The 18,643-nt window shown below is 70.5% G+C and carries 12 protein-coding genes and 1 pseudogene; 9 read left to right on the forward strand and 4 right to left on the reverse strand.

The features are described from left to right. Positions 1–90: 90 nt before the first annotated feature. Together ACFWYS_RS45150 and ACFWYS_RS45155 are read right to left on the reverse strand one after the other, a co-directional pair. A complete protein-coding gene (locus ACFWYS_RS45150) occupies positions 91–879 on the reverse strand; it encodes a hypothetical protein (protein ID WP_384782612.1) in 789 nt (262 codons plus the stop codon). A gap of 304 nt (positions 880–1,183) precedes the next feature. After that, positions 1,184–2,857, reverse strand: coding sequence for a PucR family transcriptional regulator (locus tag ACFWYS_RS45155; protein ID WP_384782614.1), 1,674 nt, complete (start codon positions 2,855–2,857; stop codon positions 1,184–1,186). A gap of 375 nt (positions 2,858–3,232) precedes the next feature. Between ACFWYS_RS45155 and ACFWYS_RS45160 the strand changes: the two genes are divergently transcribed. From ACFWYS_RS45160 to ACFWYS_RS45180, 5 genes are all read left to right on the forward strand, one after another. After that, positions 3,233–4,126, forward strand: coding sequence for an FAD binding domain-containing protein (locus ACFWYS_RS45160; protein WP_384782615.1), 894 nt, complete (start codon positions 3,233–3,235; stop codon positions 4,124–4,126). Beyond that, positions 4,126–4,710, forward strand: a complete 585-nt coding sequence (locus ACFWYS_RS45165; RefSeq protein ID WP_384782617.1) for a (2Fe-2S)-binding protein — start codon at positions 4,126–4,128, stop codon at positions 4,708–4,710. Before ACFWYS_RS45160 ends, ACFWYS_RS45165 begins: the two co-directional genes overlap by 1 nt. 5 nt (positions 4,711–4,715) lie before the next feature. Continuing rightward, positions 4,716–7,100, forward strand: a complete 2,385-nt coding sequence (locus tag ACFWYS_RS45170; protein ID WP_384782619.1) for a xanthine dehydrogenase family protein molybdopterin-binding subunit — start codon at positions 4,716–4,718, stop codon at positions 7,098–7,100. A 262-nt stretch (positions 7,101–7,362) separates the two neighbouring features. Then, a complete protein-coding gene (locus tag ACFWYS_RS45175; RefSeq protein ID WP_384782621.1) occupies positions 7,363–8,820 on the forward strand; it encodes an NCS2 family permease in 1,458 nt (485 codons plus the stop codon). 49 nt (positions 8,821–8,869) lie between these two features. Next, entirely contained in the window at positions 8,870–10,027 is a 1,158-nt protein-coding gene (locus ACFWYS_RS45180; protein WP_384782623.1) for an XdhC family protein, read from the forward strand. A 17-nt stretch (positions 10,028–10,044) separates the two neighbouring features. Here the strand turns inward: ACFWYS_RS45180 and ACFWYS_RS45185 are convergent, their stop codons facing one another. Next, on the reverse strand, positions 10,045–11,688 hold the full coding sequence (locus ACFWYS_RS45185) for a hypothetical protein (RefSeq protein ID WP_384782625.1): 1,644 nt from the start codon (positions 11,686–11,688) through the stop codon (positions 10,045–10,047). A 78-nt stretch (positions 11,689–11,766) separates the two neighbouring features. Here ACFWYS_RS45185 and ACFWYS_RS45190 point away from each other — a divergent pair, with 78 nt between their 5' ends. The 3 genes from ACFWYS_RS45190 (at position 11,767) to ACFWYS_RS45200 (ending at position 16,842) form a co-directional block, all read left to right on the forward strand. Next, positions 11,767–13,221 (forward strand): hypothetical protein, encoded by a 1,455-nt coding sequence (locus tag ACFWYS_RS45190; RefSeq protein ID WP_384782627.1) that lies wholly within the window; start codon positions 11,767–11,769, stop codon positions 13,219–13,221. A gap of 160 nt (positions 13,222–13,381) precedes the next feature. Then, positions 13,382–14,377 carry a hypothetical protein gene (locus tag ACFWYS_RS45195; RefSeq protein ID WP_384782629.1) on the forward strand — a complete coding sequence of 332 codons (996 nt, stop codon included), beginning with the start codon at positions 13,382–13,384 and terminating at the stop codon, positions 14,375–14,377. Further along, positions 14,374–16,842 carry a S1 RNA-binding domain-containing protein gene (locus ACFWYS_RS45200; RefSeq protein ID WP_384782631.1) on the forward strand — a complete coding sequence of 823 codons (2,469 nt, stop codon included), beginning with the start codon at positions 14,374–14,376 and terminating at the stop codon, positions 16,840–16,842. Before ACFWYS_RS45195 ends, ACFWYS_RS45200 begins: the two co-directional genes overlap by 4 nt. A 22-nt stretch (positions 16,843–16,864) precedes the next feature. Here ACFWYS_RS45200 and ACFWYS_RS45205 read toward each other — a convergent pair. Further along, positions 16,865–17,733, reverse strand: a pseudogene (locus tag ACFWYS_RS45205) (IS5 family transposase). 297 nt (positions 17,734–18,030) lie between these two features. Here ACFWYS_RS45205 and ACFWYS_RS45210 point away from each other — a divergent pair. Beyond that, complete coding sequence (locus ACFWYS_RS45210) at positions 18,031–18,570, forward strand: winged helix-turn-helix domain-containing protein (protein WP_384782633.1); 540 nt, start codon at positions 18,031–18,033, stop codon at positions 18,568–18,570. Positions 18,571–18,643: the final 73 nt, after the last annotated feature.

Genomic DNA, 18,643 nt, shown 5'->3' on the forward strand with positions numbered 1-18,643 from the left:
GCGCCCCCCCCCCCCCCCCCCCGGGCGGGGCGGGTGGGCGCCCCCCCCTGGGGATGGGACGGGTAGGGGCGGCGGGGGCGAGAGGGGTTTTCAGGCGGTTGCGGCGCCGGTTGCCGGTGGGATGGGGGCCAGTTGGCGGGAGAGCCAGGTGGGGACTCCGCCGAGGAGGCGGAAGAGGCGGCGGGCCTCCTCGCGCAGGCGGGAGGCTTCCGGTTCCGCTTCCGCGTCGGCCAGGGACGCCAGGGCGGGCGCCGTGCCCACCAAGTAGCCCAGTTCTTCGCGGATACGGAGAGACTCCGCGAATCCGTGGCGGGCCTCGGCCAACTCGCCGTCGCGCAGGGCCAGTCCGGCCAGATGGCGCCAGGTGAAGGAGAGCAGGAGAGGGTCGGCGTGCGCCGTCGCGCCCGCGTGGGCCCGGCGGTAGGCCGCCCGGGCCGCCTGGGGCGAGCGGGCGAGGTTCTCGGCCAGCAGCCCGCGCCGGAAGTCCAGGAGGGCCCGTCCGGCAGCCCCCGGAGGGATCAGCGCCGCCGCCCTCCCCAGCGCGGCCCGCGCTTCGTCGGCCCGGTCGCGCACTGAGTGCAGTGTCGCCGCGTAGGCAAGTTGCCCTCGTTCACAAGCGGCCGCGCCCCGCTCGTCGTCGCTGTGGGCCTGCGCCTCGGCCGTACGCAGCGCGTCCTCGGCCTCCTCCCAGCCCTGCTCGGTGTACAGACACCGCTCCACCAGCAGCGCGGCCCGCTGCAGCGAGGCCTGCGCGGTGACCGGCTGGAGCAGTGCCGCCGCGTCCGCCCAGCAGGCGCGTGAGCGCAGCCGCCATACCGCGGTCTGGAGTGGATCGTCACCGGCGTTCGTTCCGTTACCAGACATGGCGGTATACGCCACCTCGCCCTCCCCAAGATCTGTCCTGCGGATCAGCTCGGGGTCGCGGGGCGGGGTACGCGCGGACGGAGGCGTTGCTTCGCCTCGCAGCCGCACGCACCGCACTCCGCTCGCCGGCGTCGCCGGGCACCGTCCCTTGACACCGACCTGGTCCGCAGGACAGGCCCAGCACGCCATCGAGCTGTTGAGTCGTGGCGGCATCTCAGCACGAATCGTCGGGCCCGGCCAAGAGGGTGGGTGAAGGATTTCACAAAGTCGTGGGACAGCGGCGGCACTTGGTGCCATCCGGGTGGGGGCGGGGTGGAGCTCAACTCATCCGCAATGCCAAGAAGAAATCCAGCTTGTCCTCCAGCCGGGACAGGTCCCGGCTCGTCAACTGCTCGATCCTCCCCACTCGGTAGCGCAGCGTGTTGACGTGCAGGTGGAGACGGGTCGCGCAGCGGGTCCAGGAGCCGTCGCACTCCAGGAAGGCTTCCAGGGTGGGGATGAGCTCGGCGCGGTGGCGGCGGTCGTAGTCGCGCAGGGGGTCCAGGAGGCGGGCGGTGAAGGCCCGGCGGACGTCGTCAGGGACGAAGGGGAGCAGCAGGACGTGCGAGGCCAGTTCCTGGTGGCCGGCCGCGCAGACCCGGCCCGTGCGGGCCGCTGCCACCCGGCGGGCGTGGCGGGCCTCCTCCAGGGCGCCGCGCAGCCCCTCCGCCGAGTGCACCGCCGCGCTCACGCCCAGCGTCACCCGGCCGTCGTCGTCCAGGCCCGCCGACAGCGGGCTCCGGATCGAGTCCAGCAGGGCGTCGGCGTGGATGCCGGCCTCCGAGCCGTCGTGCTCGGCGGAGACGGCGGGCAGCGGGACCAGGGCGATGGCCTCGTCGCCCGTGTGGGCCACGGCGATGCGGTCGGACGGTTCCGGGCCGGTCGCGAGCGGGTCCACCAGGACCTCTTCCAGGAGGGACTGGGCGATGGGGCCCGTCTCCAGGTCCTCGCCCTCCCACTCGACCCGGGCGACCACGACCTGCCAGTGCGGGGCCGCGCCGAGGCCGGGCAGCAGTACCGGTGCCGCGACCCGCAGGCGGGCGGCGATCTCGGCGGGCGCCGCGCCCGTCTGGACCAGTTCGAGGACCTCCTGGGCGAGGCGGCGGCGGACCGTGCGGGCCGCGTCGCGCCGGTCACGTTCCACCGCGATCAGCTGGGTGACGCCCTGGAGGAGGTCCAGGCGCTCCTCGGGCCAGTCGCCCGCGTCCGCCTCCACGGCCAGCAGCCATTCCGACAGGACCGTCTCGCGCATGTCCCGGGCGGCCTGCGGGGCGCGGCCGCTGCTGCGGACCGGGAAGAGGGCGTAGGGGGTGGAGCCGAGGGCCGTCCGGTGCGGGCCGCGGCGGCCCGAGCGGGTGGCCGCCAGGTGTTCGGCCGCCAGGTTCGCGCACACGTCGGCGGGCAGCGCGGGGCCTGCGGCTTTCGAGCCCGCGATCAGCCGGCCCGTCGGTGACAGCACCCAGGCCCGCAGGTCCAGGTCCGAGCCGAGGAGGTCGAGGACCACGTCCGGGCCGCCGCCCGCCGGGCCCGAGGTCATCATCCGGCGATGCCGGTCGACGACGGCCGCGAGGTCACCGGCCCGCTCGCCGCTGACCTGCCGTACGACATGCTCGGTGATCGTCGCGAACGCCACCGACTCGTGCACCGCGAACAGCGGCAGGCGGTGCTGGGCGCAGGCCAGCACCAGGTCGTCGGGGACGTCGCCGAGCTCGGCCTCACCGGCAGCGAGGGCCACCACCCCGGACTGCACCAGGAGGCGCACGAACGGCTCGGAGTCCGCGGCGTCGCGCCGCCACGCCAGCCCCGTGAGCACCAGCTCTCCGCCCGAGAGGTAGCGGCTGGGATCCCTGAGGTCGGTGGTCATCACACCGCGCACGGTGCGGTCCAGCTCATCCTCGCCGCCGAGCAGCTTGAGGCCCAGCGCGTCGGTGTCCAGCAGTGCGCGCAGCCGCATTCTCGTCGCCGCCGTTCTTTGTCTCGATATCTACGATGAATCTTGATGGGTCTGTGGGTGAGGCCCGATCGGCGGGCCGATGAGCGGCGCCGGGGGCGGTGCTCGTCGTCTTTCGGACGGTGCCGCAGGTCACAGGGCCGTGCCGGGTGTTTCCAGAGAAAGACGTGGAGGTTACTGAGGGCTTCTGTTCATACGAATCTACAAGATGTCCGCCCTGGCCAGCCAACTCCTTCATGGTTTCCGTGACTGACCCAGGTCGAGCCGGGCGCTGTGTACTGACGTCAATGTGCGTTAACAACACATGAACGAGCCGGACTCGCCGCACCAGATCTGGCTCAAACCGTACGGCCCACGAGACGAGGAAGAGAGCCGGCCATGGACTTCCTTCGCCCCGCCAGCTGGGAGGAGGCGCTCGCCGCGAAGGCCGAGCACCCCACCGCTGTGCCGATCGCGGGTGGTACCGACGTGATGGTCGAGATCAACTTCGACCACCGCCGACCCGAGTACCTCCTCGATCTCAACCGCATCGGCGACCTCTACGAGTGGGAGGTCGGCGAGGACAGCGTGCGGCTCGGCGCCTCTGTGCCGTACACGCGGATCATGGAAAGCCTGCGTGCCGAGCTGCCGGGCCTCGCCCTGGCCTCGCACACGGTCGCCTCCCCGCAGATCCGCAACCGCGGCGGCGTCGGCGGCAACCTCGGCACCGCCTCCCCGGCCGGCGACGCCCACCCCGCCCTCCTCGCGGCCGGCGCCGAGGTCGAGGTCGAGTCGGTCGAGCGCGGTACCCGCCTCATCCCGATCGACGAGTTCTACACCGGGGTGAAGCGCAACGCCCTCGCCCCCGACGAGCTGATCCGCGCCGTCCACATCGACAAGGCCGACGGGCCGCAGCAGTTCTCCAAGGTCGGCACGCGCAATGCGATGGTCATCGCCGTGTGCGCCTTCGGGCTCGCGCTGCACCCCGAGTCGCGGACCGTTCGGACCGGCATCGGCTCGGCCGCCCCCACGCCCGTGCGGGCCAAGACCGCCGAGGAGTTCCTGAACGCGGCGCTCGAAGAGGGTGGCTTCTGGGACAGCGGCGAGATCATCACCCCGTCGGTCGCCAAGCAGTTCGCGGAGCTGTGCTCCGGGGCCTGCAGCCCGATCGACGACGTCCGGGGCACGGCGAGCTATCGCCGGCACGCGGTCGGCGTCATGGCCCGCCGCACGCTGACCTGGACCTGGGAGTCGTACCGTGGCGCCGGCCGTGCCACGAAGGGAGCTGCGTGATGCGCGTCAACTTCACTGTCAACGGACGCCCGCAGGAAGCCGACGACGTGTGGGAGGGCGAGTCCCTGCTGTACGTGCTGCGTGAGCGGATGGGGCTTCCGGGGTCGAAGAACGCCTGTGAGCAGGGTGAGTGCGGGTCCTGCACCGTTCGGCTGGACGGCGTGCCCGTGTGTTCCTGCCTGGTCGCCGCAGGTCAGGTCGAGGGCCGCGAGGTCGTCACCGTCGAGGGGCTCGCGGACTTCGCCAAGCAGCGCGCCGAGCACGGTGGCTGTGCGAGCGGTGCTTGCGGTACGTCGCTTCAGGATGCCCAGCAGTGGGCCGCCAAGGGGCAGGACTCGCAGACCGGTGAGGGCACCGAGCTCTCCCCGATCCAGCAGGCGTTCATCGACGCCGGCGCCGTCCAGTGCGGCTTCTGCACACCGGGTCTGCTGGTCGCCGCCGACGAGATGCTGGAGCACAACCCGAACCCGACCGACGCGGACATCCGCGAGGCGCTGTCGGGCAACCTGTGCCGCTGCACCGGCTACGAGAAGATCATGGACGCGGTCCGCCTCGCGGCCGCCCGGCAGGGAGAGGCGGTCTGAGCAGCATGCCCACCAACGGCGCTCCAACGAAGATCACCCAGGGGTCCCAGACCAAGGGCGGCATCGGCGAGTCGACGCTCCGCCCGGACGGCACCCTGAAGGTCACCGGCGAGTTCGCGTACTCGTCCGACATGTGGCACGAGGACATGCTCTGGGGGCAGATCCTCCGGTCCACCGTCGCGCACGCCGAGATCGTGTCCATCGACACGAGCGAGGCCCTCGCCATGGCGGGCGTCTACGCCGTCATGACGTACGACGACCTGCCGACCGACGTGAAGAACTACGGTCTGGAGATCCAGGACACCCCGGTCCTCGCGCACGGCAAGGTACGTCACCACGGTGAGCCGGTCGCCATCGTCGCCGCCGACCACCCGGAGACCGCGCGTCGTGCCGCGGCGAAGATCAAGGTCGACTACCGCGAGCTGCCCGTCATCACCGACGAGGCCTCCGCGACCGCCCCGGACGCGATCCTCGTCCACGAGGACCGCGACGACCACCACAGCGGCCACGTTCCGCACCCGAACATCGTCCACCGCCAGCCGATCTTCCGCGGCGACGCGGCCGAGGCCGCCAAGCGGGCGGACGTGATCGTCAGGGGCGAGTACACCTTTGGCATGCAGGACCAGGCCTTCCTCGGCCCGGAGTCCGGCCTCGCCGTGCCGGACGAGGACGGCGGCGTCCACCTGTACATCGCCACCCAGTGGCTGCACTCCGACCTGCGCCAGATCGCGCCCGTCCTCGGTCTGCCCGAGAGTAAGGTCCGGATGACGCTGTCCGGCGTCGGCGGCGCCTTCGGTGGCCGTGAGGACCTGTCGATGCAGATCCACGCCTGCCTGCTGGCGATGCGGACCGGGAAGCCCGTAAAGATCGTCTACAACCGCTTCGAGTCCTTCTTCGGGCACGTCCACCGTCACCCGGCCAAGCTCTCCTACGAGCACGGGGCCACCCGCGACGGCAAGCTGACCCACGTCAAGTGCCGGATCGTGCTCGACGGCGGCGCGTACGCCTCCGCCTCTCCGGCGGTCGTCGGCAACGCCTCCTCGCTCAGCATCGGCCCGTACGCGGTCGACGACGTCGACATCGAGGCCATCGCCCTCTACACCAACAACCCGCCCTGCGGCGCCATGCGCGGCTTCGGCGCGGTCCAGGCGTGCTTCGCCTACGAGGCGCAGATGGACAAGGTGGCCAAGGAACTGGGCCTGGACCCGGTGGAGTTCCGGCAGCTCAACGCCATGGAGCAGGGCACCGTCATGCCGACGGGCCAGCGCGTCGACTCCCCGGCGCCGGTCGCTGAACTGCTGCGCCGCGTCAAGGCGATGCCGCTACCGCCGGAGCGCCAGTGGGAGTCCAGCGAGGGCGCGGACGTACGGCAGCTGCCGGGCGGTCTGTCCAACACCACGCACGGTGAGGGCGTCGTACGCGGTGTCGGCTACGCGGTCGGCATCAAGAACGTCGGCTTCTCCGAGGGTTTCGATGACTATTCCACCGCCAAGGTGCGCATGGAGGTCATCGGCGGTGAGCCCGTCGTCACCGTGCACACGGCCATGGCGGAGGTCGGCCAGGGCGGTGTCACCGTCCACGCGCAGATCGCCCGCAGCGAGCTGGGCGTCACCCAGGTGACCATCCACCCGGCGGACACGAAGGTGGGCAGCGCCGGCTCGACCTCCGCGTCCCGGCAGACATACGTCACCGGCGGCGCCGTCAAGAACTCCTGCGAACTGGTCCGGGAGAAGGTGCTGGAGATCGGGCGTCGCAAGTTCGGCTCCTACCACCCGGCCTGGGCCACTACCGAGCTGCTGCTGGAGGGCGGCAAGGTCGTCACCGACGGCGGCGAAGTGCTCGCCGACCTGATCGACGTACTGGAAGGGGAGTCGGTCGAGATCGAGGCCGAGTGGCGGCACCGTCCGACCGAGGCCTTCGACCTGCGCACCGGCCAGGGCTTCGGCCATGTCCAGTACTCGTTCGCCGCGCACCGGGCCGTCGTCGAGGTCGACACCGAGCTCGGCCTGGTCAAGGTCATCGAGCTGGCCTGCGCCCAGGACGTCGGCAAGGCGCTCAACCCGCTGTCCGTCCTGGGCCAGATCCAGGGCGGCACCCTCCAGGGCATGGGCGTCGCGGTGATGGAGGAGATCATCGTCGATCCCAAGACCGCGAAGGTCAGGAACCCGTCCTTCACGGACTACCTGCTCCCCACGATCCTCGACACGCCGATCATCCCCGTCGACGTGCTCGAACTCGCCGACGACCACGCCCCGTACGGGCTCCGTGGCGTCGGCGAGGCCCCGACCCTGTCGTCGACCCCGGCCGTCCTCGCGGCGATCCGGAGTGCGACCGGGCTGGAGCTCGACCGGACGCCTGTACGGCCGGAACACCTCACCGGCACGGCGTAAGGAATCCCGCAAGACCCTCCGGGCGGTGTGAGGGAACGTCACACACTCCGCTGCGCCGCCCGGAGTACTCGATGTGCCGCACCGCTCGCGGTACTCGGGAACCAGGCAAGTACCAGCACCACAGATCCTGTTCGTTCGTCTCGGGCCGTCCCCCGGGTCGTGCGGCCGTAGCACCTTCCCAAATCCCGTAGCCGCGCACGCGGTTGACCGACCGTCAGGGCGGTTGAGCGGGTGCCCCTTTGAACCTTGGGAGTAGGCCCACATGACCCAGCAGTCACTGGAGCCGGCGACCACAGCCGACGACGCGGGAGAAGGCACCCGCGTCCCGGCCGGCAGGTCCTGGCTCGACCGGTACTTTCACATAACCAAGAGAGAATCCACGGTCGCGCGCGAGGTGCGCGGCGGCGTCACCACCTTCATGGCGATGGCGTACATCCTTCTGCTCAACCCGCTCATCCTGTCCGGCAAGGACGCGGCGGGGGACACCCTCGCCCAGAAGGCGCTGATCACCGCGACCGCGTTCGCGGCGGCCTTCAGCACGCTGCTGATGGGCTTCTTCGGCAAGGTGCCGCTCGCCCTCGCCGCCGGCCTCTCCGTCTCCGGCGTCCTGTCCTCCCAGGTCGCCCCGCAGATGACCTGGCCGCAGGCCATGGGCATGTGTGTGATGTACGGCGTGGTCATCATGCTGCTGGTCGTCACCGGCCTGCGCGAGATGATCATGAACGCGATCCCGCTCGCGCTGAAGCACGCGATCACCATGGGCATCGGCCTGTTCATCGCCCTGATCGGCCTGGTGAAGGCCGGCTTCGTGCACCAGGGCAAGGCGACCCCCGTCACCCTCGGCCCCGAGGGCGAGCTGGCCGGCTGGCCGGTGCTGCTCTTCGCCGTCACCCTGCTCGCGATCTTCATGCTCCAGGCCCGCGGCATCCCCGGCGCGATCCTGATCGGCATCGTCAGCGGCACCGTGATCGCCGTCGCCCTCAACGCACTCGACGTCATCGACCCCAAGCAGTGGGCCAGCGGCGCTCCCGAACTGCACGGCAGCGCGGTGTCCATGCCCGACTTCTCCATCTTCGGCAATGTCGAGTTCGGCGGCTGGGGCGAGGTCGGCGCGATGACGGTCGGCATGATCGTGTTCACCCTGGTGCTCGCCGGGTTCTTCGACGCGATGGCGACGATCATCGGCGTCGGCACCGAGGCCAAGCTGGCCGACGACAAGGGCCGGATGCCGGGCCTGTCCAAGGCGCTGTTCATCGACGGCGCGGGCGGTGCGATCGGCGGTGTGGCCGGGGCCTCGGGCCAGACGGTGTTCGTCGAGTCGGCGACCGGCGTCGGCGAGGGTGCCCGTACGGGTCTGTCCTCCGTCATCACCGGCCTGTTCTTTGCGGCCTGCCTCTTCTTCACCCCGCTGACGGCGATCGTGCCGGGCGAGGTCGCGGCGGCGGCCCTGGTCGTGATCGGTGCCATGATGATGATGAACGCGCGGCACGTGGACTGGGCCGACCGGGCCACCGCGATCCCGGTGTTCCTCACCGTTGTGATCATGCCGTTCACGTACTCGATCACCGCGGGTGTGGCCGCCGGTGTCATCTCGTACGTCGCCATCAAGGTCGCTCAGGGCAAGGCGCGGGAGATCGGGGCGTTCATGTGGGCACTGACAGGCATCTTCCTGGTCTATTTCGCCCTCAATCCCATTGAGAGCTGGATGGGCGTGCACTAGTCAGTGTCTGAACCGCCCTCCACACAACCGCTTTGAGGGGGACCGACAGATGCTGGACATCGCCGAAGAGCTGCACCGGTGGGTCGAGCAGGGACGCGACTTCGCCGTGGCCACCGTGGTGGCGGTCGGCGGCAGCGCACCCCGCCAGCCCGGCGCCGCGCTCGCGGTCGACGCCGACGGCACCGCGATCGGCTCGGTCTCCGGCGGTTGTGTGGAGGGCGCGGTCTACGAGCTGTGCCGGCAGGCGCTGCAGGACGGCGAGACGGTCCTGGAGCGCTTCGGGTACAGCGATGAGGATGCCTTCGCGGTCGGGCTGACGTGCGGCGGCATCATCGACATCCTGGTGACGCCGGTACGGGTGCAGGACCCGGCCCGTCCGGTGGTCACGGCGGCGCTGGCCGCGGCGTCGGCCGGCGAGGCGGCGGCGGTGGCCCGGATCGTGTCGGGCCCCTCCGACCTGATGGGCCGCGCGCTGCTGGTCCGCCCCGACGGCACGTACGACGGCGGCTTCGGCGCCCATCCCGAGCTGGACCGCACGGTCGTCGCGGAGGCGGGCGCGTTCCTGGACGCGGGCCGCACCGGGACCCTGGAGACAGGTGAGCAGGGTTCGCGCTGCGGGGCCCCGCTCACGGTGCTCGTCGAGTCCTCGGTCCCTCCGCCCCGGATGATCGTCTTCGGCGCGATCGACTTCGCGTCGGCGCTGGTGCGGATCGGCAAGTTCCTCAACTACCACGTGACCGTGTGCGACGCCCGCCCGGTCTTCGCCACCGAGGCCCGCTTCCCGGACGCCGACGAGATCGTCGTGGAGTGGCCGCACAAGTACCTGGACCGGACGTCCGTGGACGCCCGGACGGTCCTGTGCGTCCTCACCCACGACGCCAAGTTCGACGTACCGCTGCTGCAGTCGGCGTTGCGGCTGCCGGTGGCGTACGTGGGCGCCATGGGGTCACGCCGGACGCACCTGGACCGCAACGAGCGGCTGCGCGAAGTCGGCGTCACCGAACTGGAGCTGGCCCGCCTGAGGTCCCCGATCGGCCTGGACCTCGGCGCCCGCACACCGGAGGAGACGGCCCTGTCGATCGCCTCGGAGATCGTGGCCAACCGGCGCGGCGGCAGCGGAGCCTCACTGACCGGCGCGCACACGCCGATCCACCACGACGCCACGTCCACGCCCTCGCCGGCGGGGCGGATCGGGTCGGTGGCCTGAGCGGGGGCCGCGGGAGATCACCGGAGCGCTACTCGGGCCTCGCGAAGGCGCTCGAACAGTTCGTTCAGGGCGTTCATCAACTCTGTGTGCTGGACCGCTTCCCCATCGAACTGGACGGCCAACGTGCACACTTTCGTCAGCGCTTCGAGGACGTCCAGCAGTGGGCCTCTCGACGTCCTGGGGATACGGTCGAAGGCCTCGTCCACCGCTTTGTCCAGGGCGGAATAGGCCGCGTTCGCCCGGTTCGCGATGACGTGCACTTCGTCCCACCTGACACTCGCAGAACTCCGGGTACGGAGCCGGTGCGCGTGGAAAGCGAGTGTTTCGCGAACCTCTCCCAGGAAGGCTTCCATCGGCTCCGAGTCCCACACCGGCCCTGGGCGAGGCAACGGCACCACGCCGACGGCCACAGCCTCCCGCCTCGCCTCCACCGACGCACCCACCGGCCGCCCCGCCGTCTCCGACGGCGCCCGCACGGCCACCACCGCCTCCGGTTCGTACGCCCCGAAGCGCCGCACGGACACGGCGGCCGCCTCCGCGGCGAGCCGGAAGAACCAGCGGCGGTCCCTGCTGTCGTGACTCCGCCGGGCGCAGAACATCAACGCGCACGCCTGGAGCGCGAGCGTCCACTGGATCTCCCACCCCGGATGGGTTTCCCGAGCGTCGAGCCAGGGAGCGGGCGCCTCCGACATGTCCTGCACGATCCGCTGGAGCCCCTGGGGGAGCAGCAGACCAGGAGTCTCCCTGCCCAGGAGCAGGGCGAGGGCCTCCTCGCGGGCCGCCTCCGACATGTGTGGGAGGAACTCGGCGACCAGGCACAGCATCAGGTGGACGGGGTCGCGCGCGAGGAACGCGTCCTTGGCGAACCGGGTCAGGTCGACGAGTCGGTACGAGCCGGCCTCCGCGTCCGGGGAGGCCGGCACCATGATGTTTCCGGGGTGCAGATCCCCGTGCGCACGACCGCGGGCGGGGTCGTCCACCGTGCCCCGGGACAGCGGCGAACGCGCTGTCAGATGAAGGGGGTTGGGGAGCGCCACGCCGGGATCGCCGGGCAGTGAGATCCACGCGTCGGAGAAGGAGATGCCGAGTTCGTCGCGGGCCCACACGGCGAGCGGGGCCTCCGGTGCGAGCCGCCGACCGAGCATCGCCGTGACGAACTCCACGACGGAAAGGCTCTCGCTGCCCTTCTCGTCCGGATTCCAGTCGGTCAGCAGGGACCGCGCGACGGCCGCCGCGATGTCGGGCAGCCGAGCCTGCCACTCCCGTACGACGGCGCCCAGCGTGATCATGTCCCTGCGGTCGCCGGCGATCTGCTGGAACATCATCCAGGTGTCGTCGCCCACCGGCATCGGGTCATAGAGCTGCTCCACAAGATGCTGCTCGGGGAACGACTCGTTGCCGGACGGCCGGGACAGCCAGGCGGCCTTGAGCCCACCCGGCTCCACCGAGGCCTCCTGGTCGGGCGCGCAGAGCTTGATGATCATCCGGCGCCGGGGCTTGTCGGGATCGCCGTCCCGCACGGTCACGGAGGCCAGCAGGGCACCGCTGCCGCCGGTCTCCAGAAAGGTGGGATTGCCCAGCTTCCGGTGGTTCTGCTGCTGCCACTTGTCCAACAGGGCGGCCGCGCGCTCGCCGAAGGGGGCGAAGGAAGATCCGTCCATCGACTCAGTATCCATCCCGGGCGAGGGTTGGCGTCGCCTCCCGCGTGATATCCGTCTGGTGGGAAAGGGGAGGTCACCATGGCGCGACGCAGGGGGAGTTGGCGGCCGGGACGGATTCCGGGCCGGGGCGCGACGATGGATGCGGCCCGGCTGCGGGAGGTGATCGTCGGGGCCGCGCCGGGACGCGAGGAGCCCCTCCGACTTGAAGGGCTGCGGGTGCGCGGCTCCCTTGATCTGAGCCGGTGCCGGCTCGATACCGCACTCGCCCTGGTCGACTGCGAGTTCGACGCGCCCTTGGAGCTGACCGAGCTGACCGTACACGGCCTCGACCTCTCCGGTGTGCGGGCACCCGCCCTGTACGCGGACCGGATCGGCGTGGACGGTGAACTGCTGCTGCAGGGTGCCCGGTTGGGCCGTGGCGGCACGCAGTCCCGGCCTCTGCGAGATCCGTCCACGCAGGAACCCCGCGCCCCCCGCAGGGTACGAGAGGGCAGTGCCACGGGAGTGCTGCAGCTCGCCGACGCGCGGATATCCGGCAACCTCGTCGTCGAGGGCCTGGAGGTGTCCGACGCCGACCCCTGGTCGCTGCTCGCCCCGCGCCTCTTCGTCGAGGGCTCGCTGCGCGCCCGGGACCTGCGGGCTTCGGGCGCCCTGTATCTGCGCGACGCCCGTGTGTCCTACGCCGTCCACCTCAACGGCGCCGAGGTCGGCGGGATCGACGCGACCGGGCTCGTGTGCGGCGGGGGCTTCTACGCCGACTGGGGCTTCCGCAGTACGGGGCAGGTGCTGCTGCGCGCCGCCGAGGTCGGCGGCGTGGTGACGTTCCACGACAGTGTGCTCGCCGAACCGGCGGGGTCACTGCTGCTGAGCCGCCTGCGTGTGCCGCGGCTCAGACTGGACCTGCGTGAACGGCCCGCCGGGCCGGTGCTGTTGCAGGACGCGACGGTCGACGTCCTCGTCGACTCCCCGGACACCTGGCCGACGCCCGGGGCGCTCACCCTTGAAGGATTCAACTACAAGCGGCTCGAATCGGACCTGCCCGTGGACGTCCGCGCGCGCATCGACTGGCTGGCGCGTGACGCACACGTGGGGGCCGGTTCGTTCGAGCGGCTGGCCATGTCGTACGAGGCCGCCGGAGAGGAACGCGCGGCGAGGAGCGTGCGGCACGCCCGAGAACGCCATCTGCGGCGCAACGACCGTCTGACGGGCCGGGTGTGGGGCATGGTTCAGGACGCACTCTTCGGCTACGGATACGCACCCCGCCGGGCGCTGATGTGGCTGCTGTCCCTGGCCGCCGCGGGATCCGTGTGGTTCTCGCAGCACCCGCCCAACCCCGTCGGCGGGGACTCCAGGCGGACCTGGGACCCGGTCCTGTACAGCCTCGACCTGCTCGTGCCCGTGGCGAGCCTCGGCTACCGCGGTGCCTGGGATCCGGTGGGCGTGGACAAGGCGGTCGCGGTCTTCCTAGTGGTGTCCGGCTGGACCCTGGCGACCGCGGTGATCGCCGGCGCCCGACGGGTCATCGGACGCTGAACGACCCTGCCCCTACCCCCAGTTGACATACAACCGGGGACGTCGACGAGCCCCCGGCGGTACGCTCGAACCAGGCGTGACCGAGGCCACTGCCGGTCTCCGGGGGCGTCGGCGTGCTTGACACGGCCCGGCGATGAGCGAGCAGGACCTGAGGTACTCCATGGTTCACGAGGAATACTGGGTGGCCATAACCCGCGAGGGAGCCCCGCCCGGCGGCGGTTTCCTCATGACCAGGTACTTCGCCCTGACCGCGACGGCCTGCCTGCCCGGACTGGAGGCGGGGGATGCCGTACAGCTCCACACCGCGCTGGGGCTTCCGCTGAAGGCCCAGGTGATCGAGGTCGCCGAGGACGTGGGGCTGGCCCTGCTGAGTCTGCAGCCTTCCCCGCAGACGGACTATCCGACACCCCAGGCCGACCACGCGGTCAGGGGAGAGGCCTGGTACGCCCCCTACCGGCCGGGGCCCACCGTCGCCCTGCTCACCGGCACCGTGGACGACGTCGCCGCCCGGCAACGGCGGGACGGCAACGGATGCGCCGTGTCGGTCATCGAGCTCTCCAGCGACCGGCATCCGCATGGTTACGAGTACGGCGTGTACGCGGGCGGCCCCGTCGAGCGGCTGACGGAGGATCGCGAGACGGGGCCTGTCCTGGGCATTCTCCTGGAACCCGAGATAGCCGGAAGACTCCGCGACAGCGCCGAGCACCGGCTGGCGGCGGGTGCCATCGACAGCGTCATGGAGGTGTTCCCGGAGCTCACGGCGAGGAATCTGCTGGAGCGGCTGGGGGCACGCGGTCGGACGCGGCGGGTGGCGCCGGTTCCGGGGACCGCCGATGCCTGTCGAGCCGAGCAGTCCTCGGGAATCGACGTCCTGCGGGCGGAGCCGTCGCCGGGAGCAGAACTCCCCCGTGCCGAGCAGTCCTCGGGAGTCGATGTCCTCCAAGCGGAGTCACCGCCGTGGTCCGGCACGCTCCCGGAGCAGGACGCCCGGGTGCCCGAAGAGGTAAAGCGGCGGATCGACACGACGTGGTACGTGCTGAGGCACGTGAAGGCCATGGCGGACGAGGGGATCGTCGACCCGCGGGACCTGCCTCCCCTGACGGTGCGCATGCTGAACGACATCGTGGACGCCGCGTCGGAGGAGGAAGGGTTGTGATCGACTCCTTCGCGACCGCCGCCCAGTGCGCCGAGGACGCTCTCGCCGACCCGGGCGGGCTGCGCTACACCCACCTGCCCACCCTGGTGGCCTTCATCGACGGCCTGCGACCCGGTGAGACCCCCGAGGACTGGAGCCCGCCGGCCTTGCTCGTCGGTGTACGCCTGGGCAGGTTGCTGCTGGACCTGGGGTTGCGCGACGACGCGGAGCGGGTACTGCGAGTGCTGGCCGACCGGCTGGAGTCGCCGGACGACGAAGGCGCCGTAGATCTGGGCAACGCCCTTGGCGCGCTGGGGGCTTCGCTCGGCCTGCTCGGCGATGCGAGCGATGCGCTCCACGTGGCTCTGGCAGCCGAGGGGGCGAGCAGGAGCGATCAGGTCCGTACGCTGGTCAATCTCGCCGCGGTCAATCTGTCGCAGGGAGACGTGCCTCTTGCGGCGGCTCGTGTGTGGGTGGCCCACGGATTATTGGCCCGTGAGGACGTTTCGGTGAGCAGCCGAGTCCGGGGGCTGCTGGCCGCTGTGGAGCTGCGCATCGGCAAGGCTGGTGGGACCACTCCCAAGAAGCCGGCCGCTGCGGTGGCCGAACTCGTCGATCAGGCCGCCGAGTTGGTGGACGAACTGGGCGACGGAGACCCACGATCCTTGCTCGCGGTCGCCGATGTCGCCGTGGCACGTTTCGAGTTGGCGCTCGGAGCGAGCAACGCCGCCAACCTGGAGGAGGCGCTGAAGGTCCTGGAGGTCGCGGCCCAGCGGTTGGCCGCGCTGCTGGGTGCCGACCATCCGCAAGCTCTCGGCGTCCAGGCCGATCTGGTCGCCGCCCAAGTGGAGGCGGCACGGGTGGCGCGGTCGACCGCCCGGCTGGAGCGCTCCGTCCAATTACTGGAGTCCGTGGCCAGACGGCTGGAGGTCAGACTGGGCCCCACCCATCCCCGCTCGGCCGCGGCCCTCACCAACCTGGTCAGCGCCCAGGTGGAGTCCGTAAGGGTGGCCGACGAGCCCGGCAAGGCCGAGCGGACGGTGACCCTCCTCGCCGAGCGGGCCAGGCGCGCCGGCGAACTCTTCGGTGAGGGGCACCCGGTGACGCGCCTGGTCCGGGCCTCGCTGGCCGAGTGCCGAAGGATCGCGTCGGGTGAGGGGGATGCGCGCGGCGAGGGCACGACCCTGCTGCTCACGCGGAGGGACTCGCTGGGGGACTGGGCGGGGGAGGAGGACAGCGCCTACCAGTCGTATGACCAAAGGCTGCGGGAGCTGTTGGAGGTGATCAGAAGGCTGGGGCAGCTGCCTTCGTCGGAACCGGACGAGTACGACCGGCGGGCGGCGGCCCGGGCGTTGGCCCGGGGACGGGCCAGGCCGGCCTACTCGTTGCCGGAGCGGGACGAACCTTTGTATCCGCCGCGCGAGCAGTCGTCGCGCTACCCGATGTCCCCAAGGCGCCCGTTCGACGCGCTCTCGCTCGACGAGGATGACCCCGTTTTCACCGTTCAGGTCCGCGCTGTAGGGGTGGATGGCGTCCATTTCGGAGAAACGGCCAAGGGGTTCGTACCGGCCGACGAGATCTCGGTATGGCCCGACACCGAACCGGAGCGGGTAGTGGCCGTCGGTGAGTACATCGACGTCGTGTTCATGGGGGGCCGGAACCGAGAGGGGCTCATGCTCTTCTCGATGAAGCGCCTCTTCGCCCGGCGCGCGCGCGAGTTCCTGGAGAGTGTCCGCGACGCGAACGGTGCAGTATGGGGAGTCGTCAAGAAGGCCTACGAGTCCGGATTGGTCATCGATGTCGGTCTTCCCGGACTGCTGTCCCGTGCGCGGATCCAAGCGGACCCGGACCCGGATCTCCGGTCGTACCTGGGCCGGGAGCTGGCGGTGAAGATCCTGGTTGTGCCGACGCAGGGGGACACTGTGATGGTCTCCCGCCTGGCCTGGTTGGAGGAGACACACGGAGGTTCGCCGCGCAGCCGGGCCTACCCGCCGCGCCCTCATCTCCTCATCGACTCCTACGACATTCCCGAGCCGATCCATAGGGGTCAGCTGCTGCGGAGCTCAAGTGACCCACGGACCGCGGACGCGGACTGGACGCGGTTCGCGCGCACCCACAGGCGGGGGCAGATCGTCCCCGGGGAGGTCACGCGGGTCGCCTATTCCGGCGGGGACGTGTACGTCAGGGTCGCCGAAGGCGTAGAAGGCCTGGTGCCCGTCCTGGGCCTTGCCGAAGATGCTCGGAACGCCGAGGACGTGGTTCGAGTCGGTGACGAGGTGTTCGTCGCGATCACGGGCATCGACCCGGATCAGCGCTTCATCTTCCTCTCGTTGCGGAGAGCCGACAGGGCACTCGGCGACGACCCCACCACCGCCGAGTTCGACCCGACGCTGTACGGAGACATTCCGCACGACGAAGCACGGGCGCGCTTCGAACGGCACCGGCAGCAGGTCATCGACCGGCGCCGCCGGACAAGGGGTGCCTAAGAGGTCGTTTTCTCCTGTTGTTTCATCCCGGGATGCGGATTTGATCCGGTGAGGTCGGGTCGCGCCAGGAGATGGTGGTCTCGCCGGTGAGGCGGCGACCATCAGGTCGGTCATGGCGAGGTGGATCATGGCTTCGGAGCGGTGCGGGTGGGTTTCGTAGTCGCGCGCCAGGCGCCGGTGCAGCATGAGCCAGCCGTTGGTTCGCTCGACCGTCCAGCGTTTCGGGATCGGGGTGAATCCTCTGGTCCCGGGGGTGCGTTGGGTGATTTCGAGGTCGTTGCCGAGGGTGGCGGCGTGCTCGATGAAGTGTGTGCGGTAGCCGCCGTCGACCCAGACCTTACGCAGGGTGGGGTGGTCAGTGGCGGCCTGCTCCAGGAGGGTGCGGCCGGCGGTGGAGTCCTGGACGCCTGCCGCGGTGACCAGCACCGCGAGCAGCAGGCCGCGGGTGTCGGTGATGATGCTGCGCTTGCGGCCGACGATCTTCTTGCCCGCGTCGATGCCCTGCATCTTGGCGGGGACGGAGGTGGAGGTCTTGATGCTCTGTGCGTCGATCACGCAGGCCGAGGGGTGGCGCTGCTTGCCTTCCTGCTGGCGCACCAGCTCCCGTAGTAGCCCGTTGAGCTGGGCGAAGATACCGTCCGTCTGCCATTTCGCGAAGTAGCCGTAGACCGTCTGGTGGGGCGGGAAGTCGTGTGGAAGGTAGGCCCACTGGCAGCCGGTGCGGTCCACGTAGAGAATCGCGTTCATGATCTCGCGCAGGTCATGCCTTGGTGGCCGACCGAAGTCCAGGGCCCGTCCGCGGCGCTCGAAGCGCCAGGCGGACAACACCGGCTCGATCAACTCCCGGCGGGCATCGGACAGATCACTCGGATACGCACGACGGTCGGTCATGACCTGGGCATACCGCCGATTGAGGGCGTGCGCCCAGGCGCGTGTTCCGCTCGCGGGAGCACAGGACAGATCCGGGCGTCCTGGAATGAGACAGACGCAGGTCGGCTCTCGCCCCAGATGCCACACCATTCGCCTCGCCAGCCGCGGCCCACACTGCAGACTCACCAGCACCAGACCATCAGAGGGCGCAAAACTAGAGATAACACCGCGCTGCAGAGGAAAACGACCTCTACTGAGCTTGTAGGCGTGGTGTCGCGTGAGGCTGACGCCTGGTGATCGTCGCGGTATGTCCGAGGTATGAGGTATCCGCAAGGCGGTGGGCTGACGGATGAGCGGCGGGCGTTTCGCGAGCGCATCCGCATGGAAGCTGCTGACTTGTTCGACGTCGGCCTGCCCAATGCCGAGATCGCGAAGCAGTTGCGAGTGACCGTTCGGTCGGTGCAGCGGTGGCGCCGGGCTTGGCAAGACCTCGGCCCGAGAGGCCTGCGCTCGCAGGGACCGGCGTCGCGACCGGAACTCAGCGAGTCCCTCTTCGCCGTATTGGAGGACGAATTGGCCAAGGGACCGGTGGCGCACGGCTGGCCGGACCAGATGTGGACGCTGTCGCGGATCAAGACGCTCATAGGGCGCCGGTTCCACAAGAGTTTCACCCTCTCCGGCATCGCTCAGATGCTGCACCGGCACGGCTTCAGCCACCAGGTGCCCGCCCGGCGGGCCGTGGAGCGCGACGAGCAGAGGGTGGCCGGCTGGGTGAAGGAGACCTGGCCCCAGGTGGAAGCACCGCGGCGGCACTCGGGGCCTTCGTCGTCTTCGAGGACGAAGCGGGATTCTCGCTGACGCCGCCGACTTCCCGCACCTGGTCCAAGCGCGGCCGCACGCCCGTTATCCGGGTCCGCGGACGTTCCCAACG

The organism is Streptomyces sp. NPDC059010 (assembly GCF_042740355.1).
Taxonomy (GTDB): Bacteria; Actinomycetota; Actinomycetes; order Streptomycetales; family Streptomycetaceae; genus Streptomyces.

What these genes read in the sequence shown, in the direction of transcription:
- ACFWYS_RS45155 (WP_384782614.1), bottom strand. Translation starts at nt 2,857, where the DNA reads ATGCGGCTGCGCGCACTGCTGGACACCGACGCGCTGGGCCTCAAGCTG.
- ACFWYS_RS45160 (WP_384782615.1), top strand. Translation starts at nt 3,233, where the DNA reads ATGGACTTCCTTCGCCCCGCCAGCTGGGAGGAGGCGCTCGCCGCGAAG.
- ACFWYS_RS45165 (WP_384782617.1), top strand. Translation starts at nt 4,126, where the DNA reads ATGCGCGTCAACTTCACTGTCAACGGACGCCCGCAGGAAGCCGACGAC.
- ACFWYS_RS45170 (WP_384782619.1), top strand. Translation starts at nt 4,716, where the DNA reads ATGCCCACCAACGGCGCTCCAACGAAGATCACCCAGGGGTCCCAGACC.
- ACFWYS_RS45175 (WP_384782621.1), top strand. Translation starts at nt 7,363, where the DNA reads ATGACCCAGCAGTCACTGGAGCCGGCGACCACAGCCGACGACGCGGGA.
- ACFWYS_RS45180 (WP_384782623.1), top strand. Translation starts at nt 8,870, where the DNA reads ATGCTGGACATCGCCGAAGAGCTGCACCGGTGGGTCGAGCAGGGACGC.
- ACFWYS_RS45185 (WP_384782625.1), bottom strand. Translation starts at nt 11,688, where the DNA reads ATGGACGGATCTTCCTTCGCCCCCTTCGGCGAGCGCGCGGCCGCCCTG.
- ACFWYS_RS45190 (WP_384782627.1), top strand. Translation starts at nt 11,767, where the DNA reads ATGGCGCGACGCAGGGGGAGTTGGCGGCCGGGACGGATTCCGGGCCGG.
- ACFWYS_RS45195 (WP_384782629.1), top strand. Translation starts at nt 13,382, where the DNA reads ATGGTTCACGAGGAATACTGGGTGGCCATAACCCGCGAGGGAGCCCCG.
- ACFWYS_RS45210 (WP_384782633.1), top strand. Translation starts at nt 18,031, where the DNA reads ATGAGGTATCCGCAAGGCGGTGGGCTGACGGATGAGCGGCGGGCGTTT.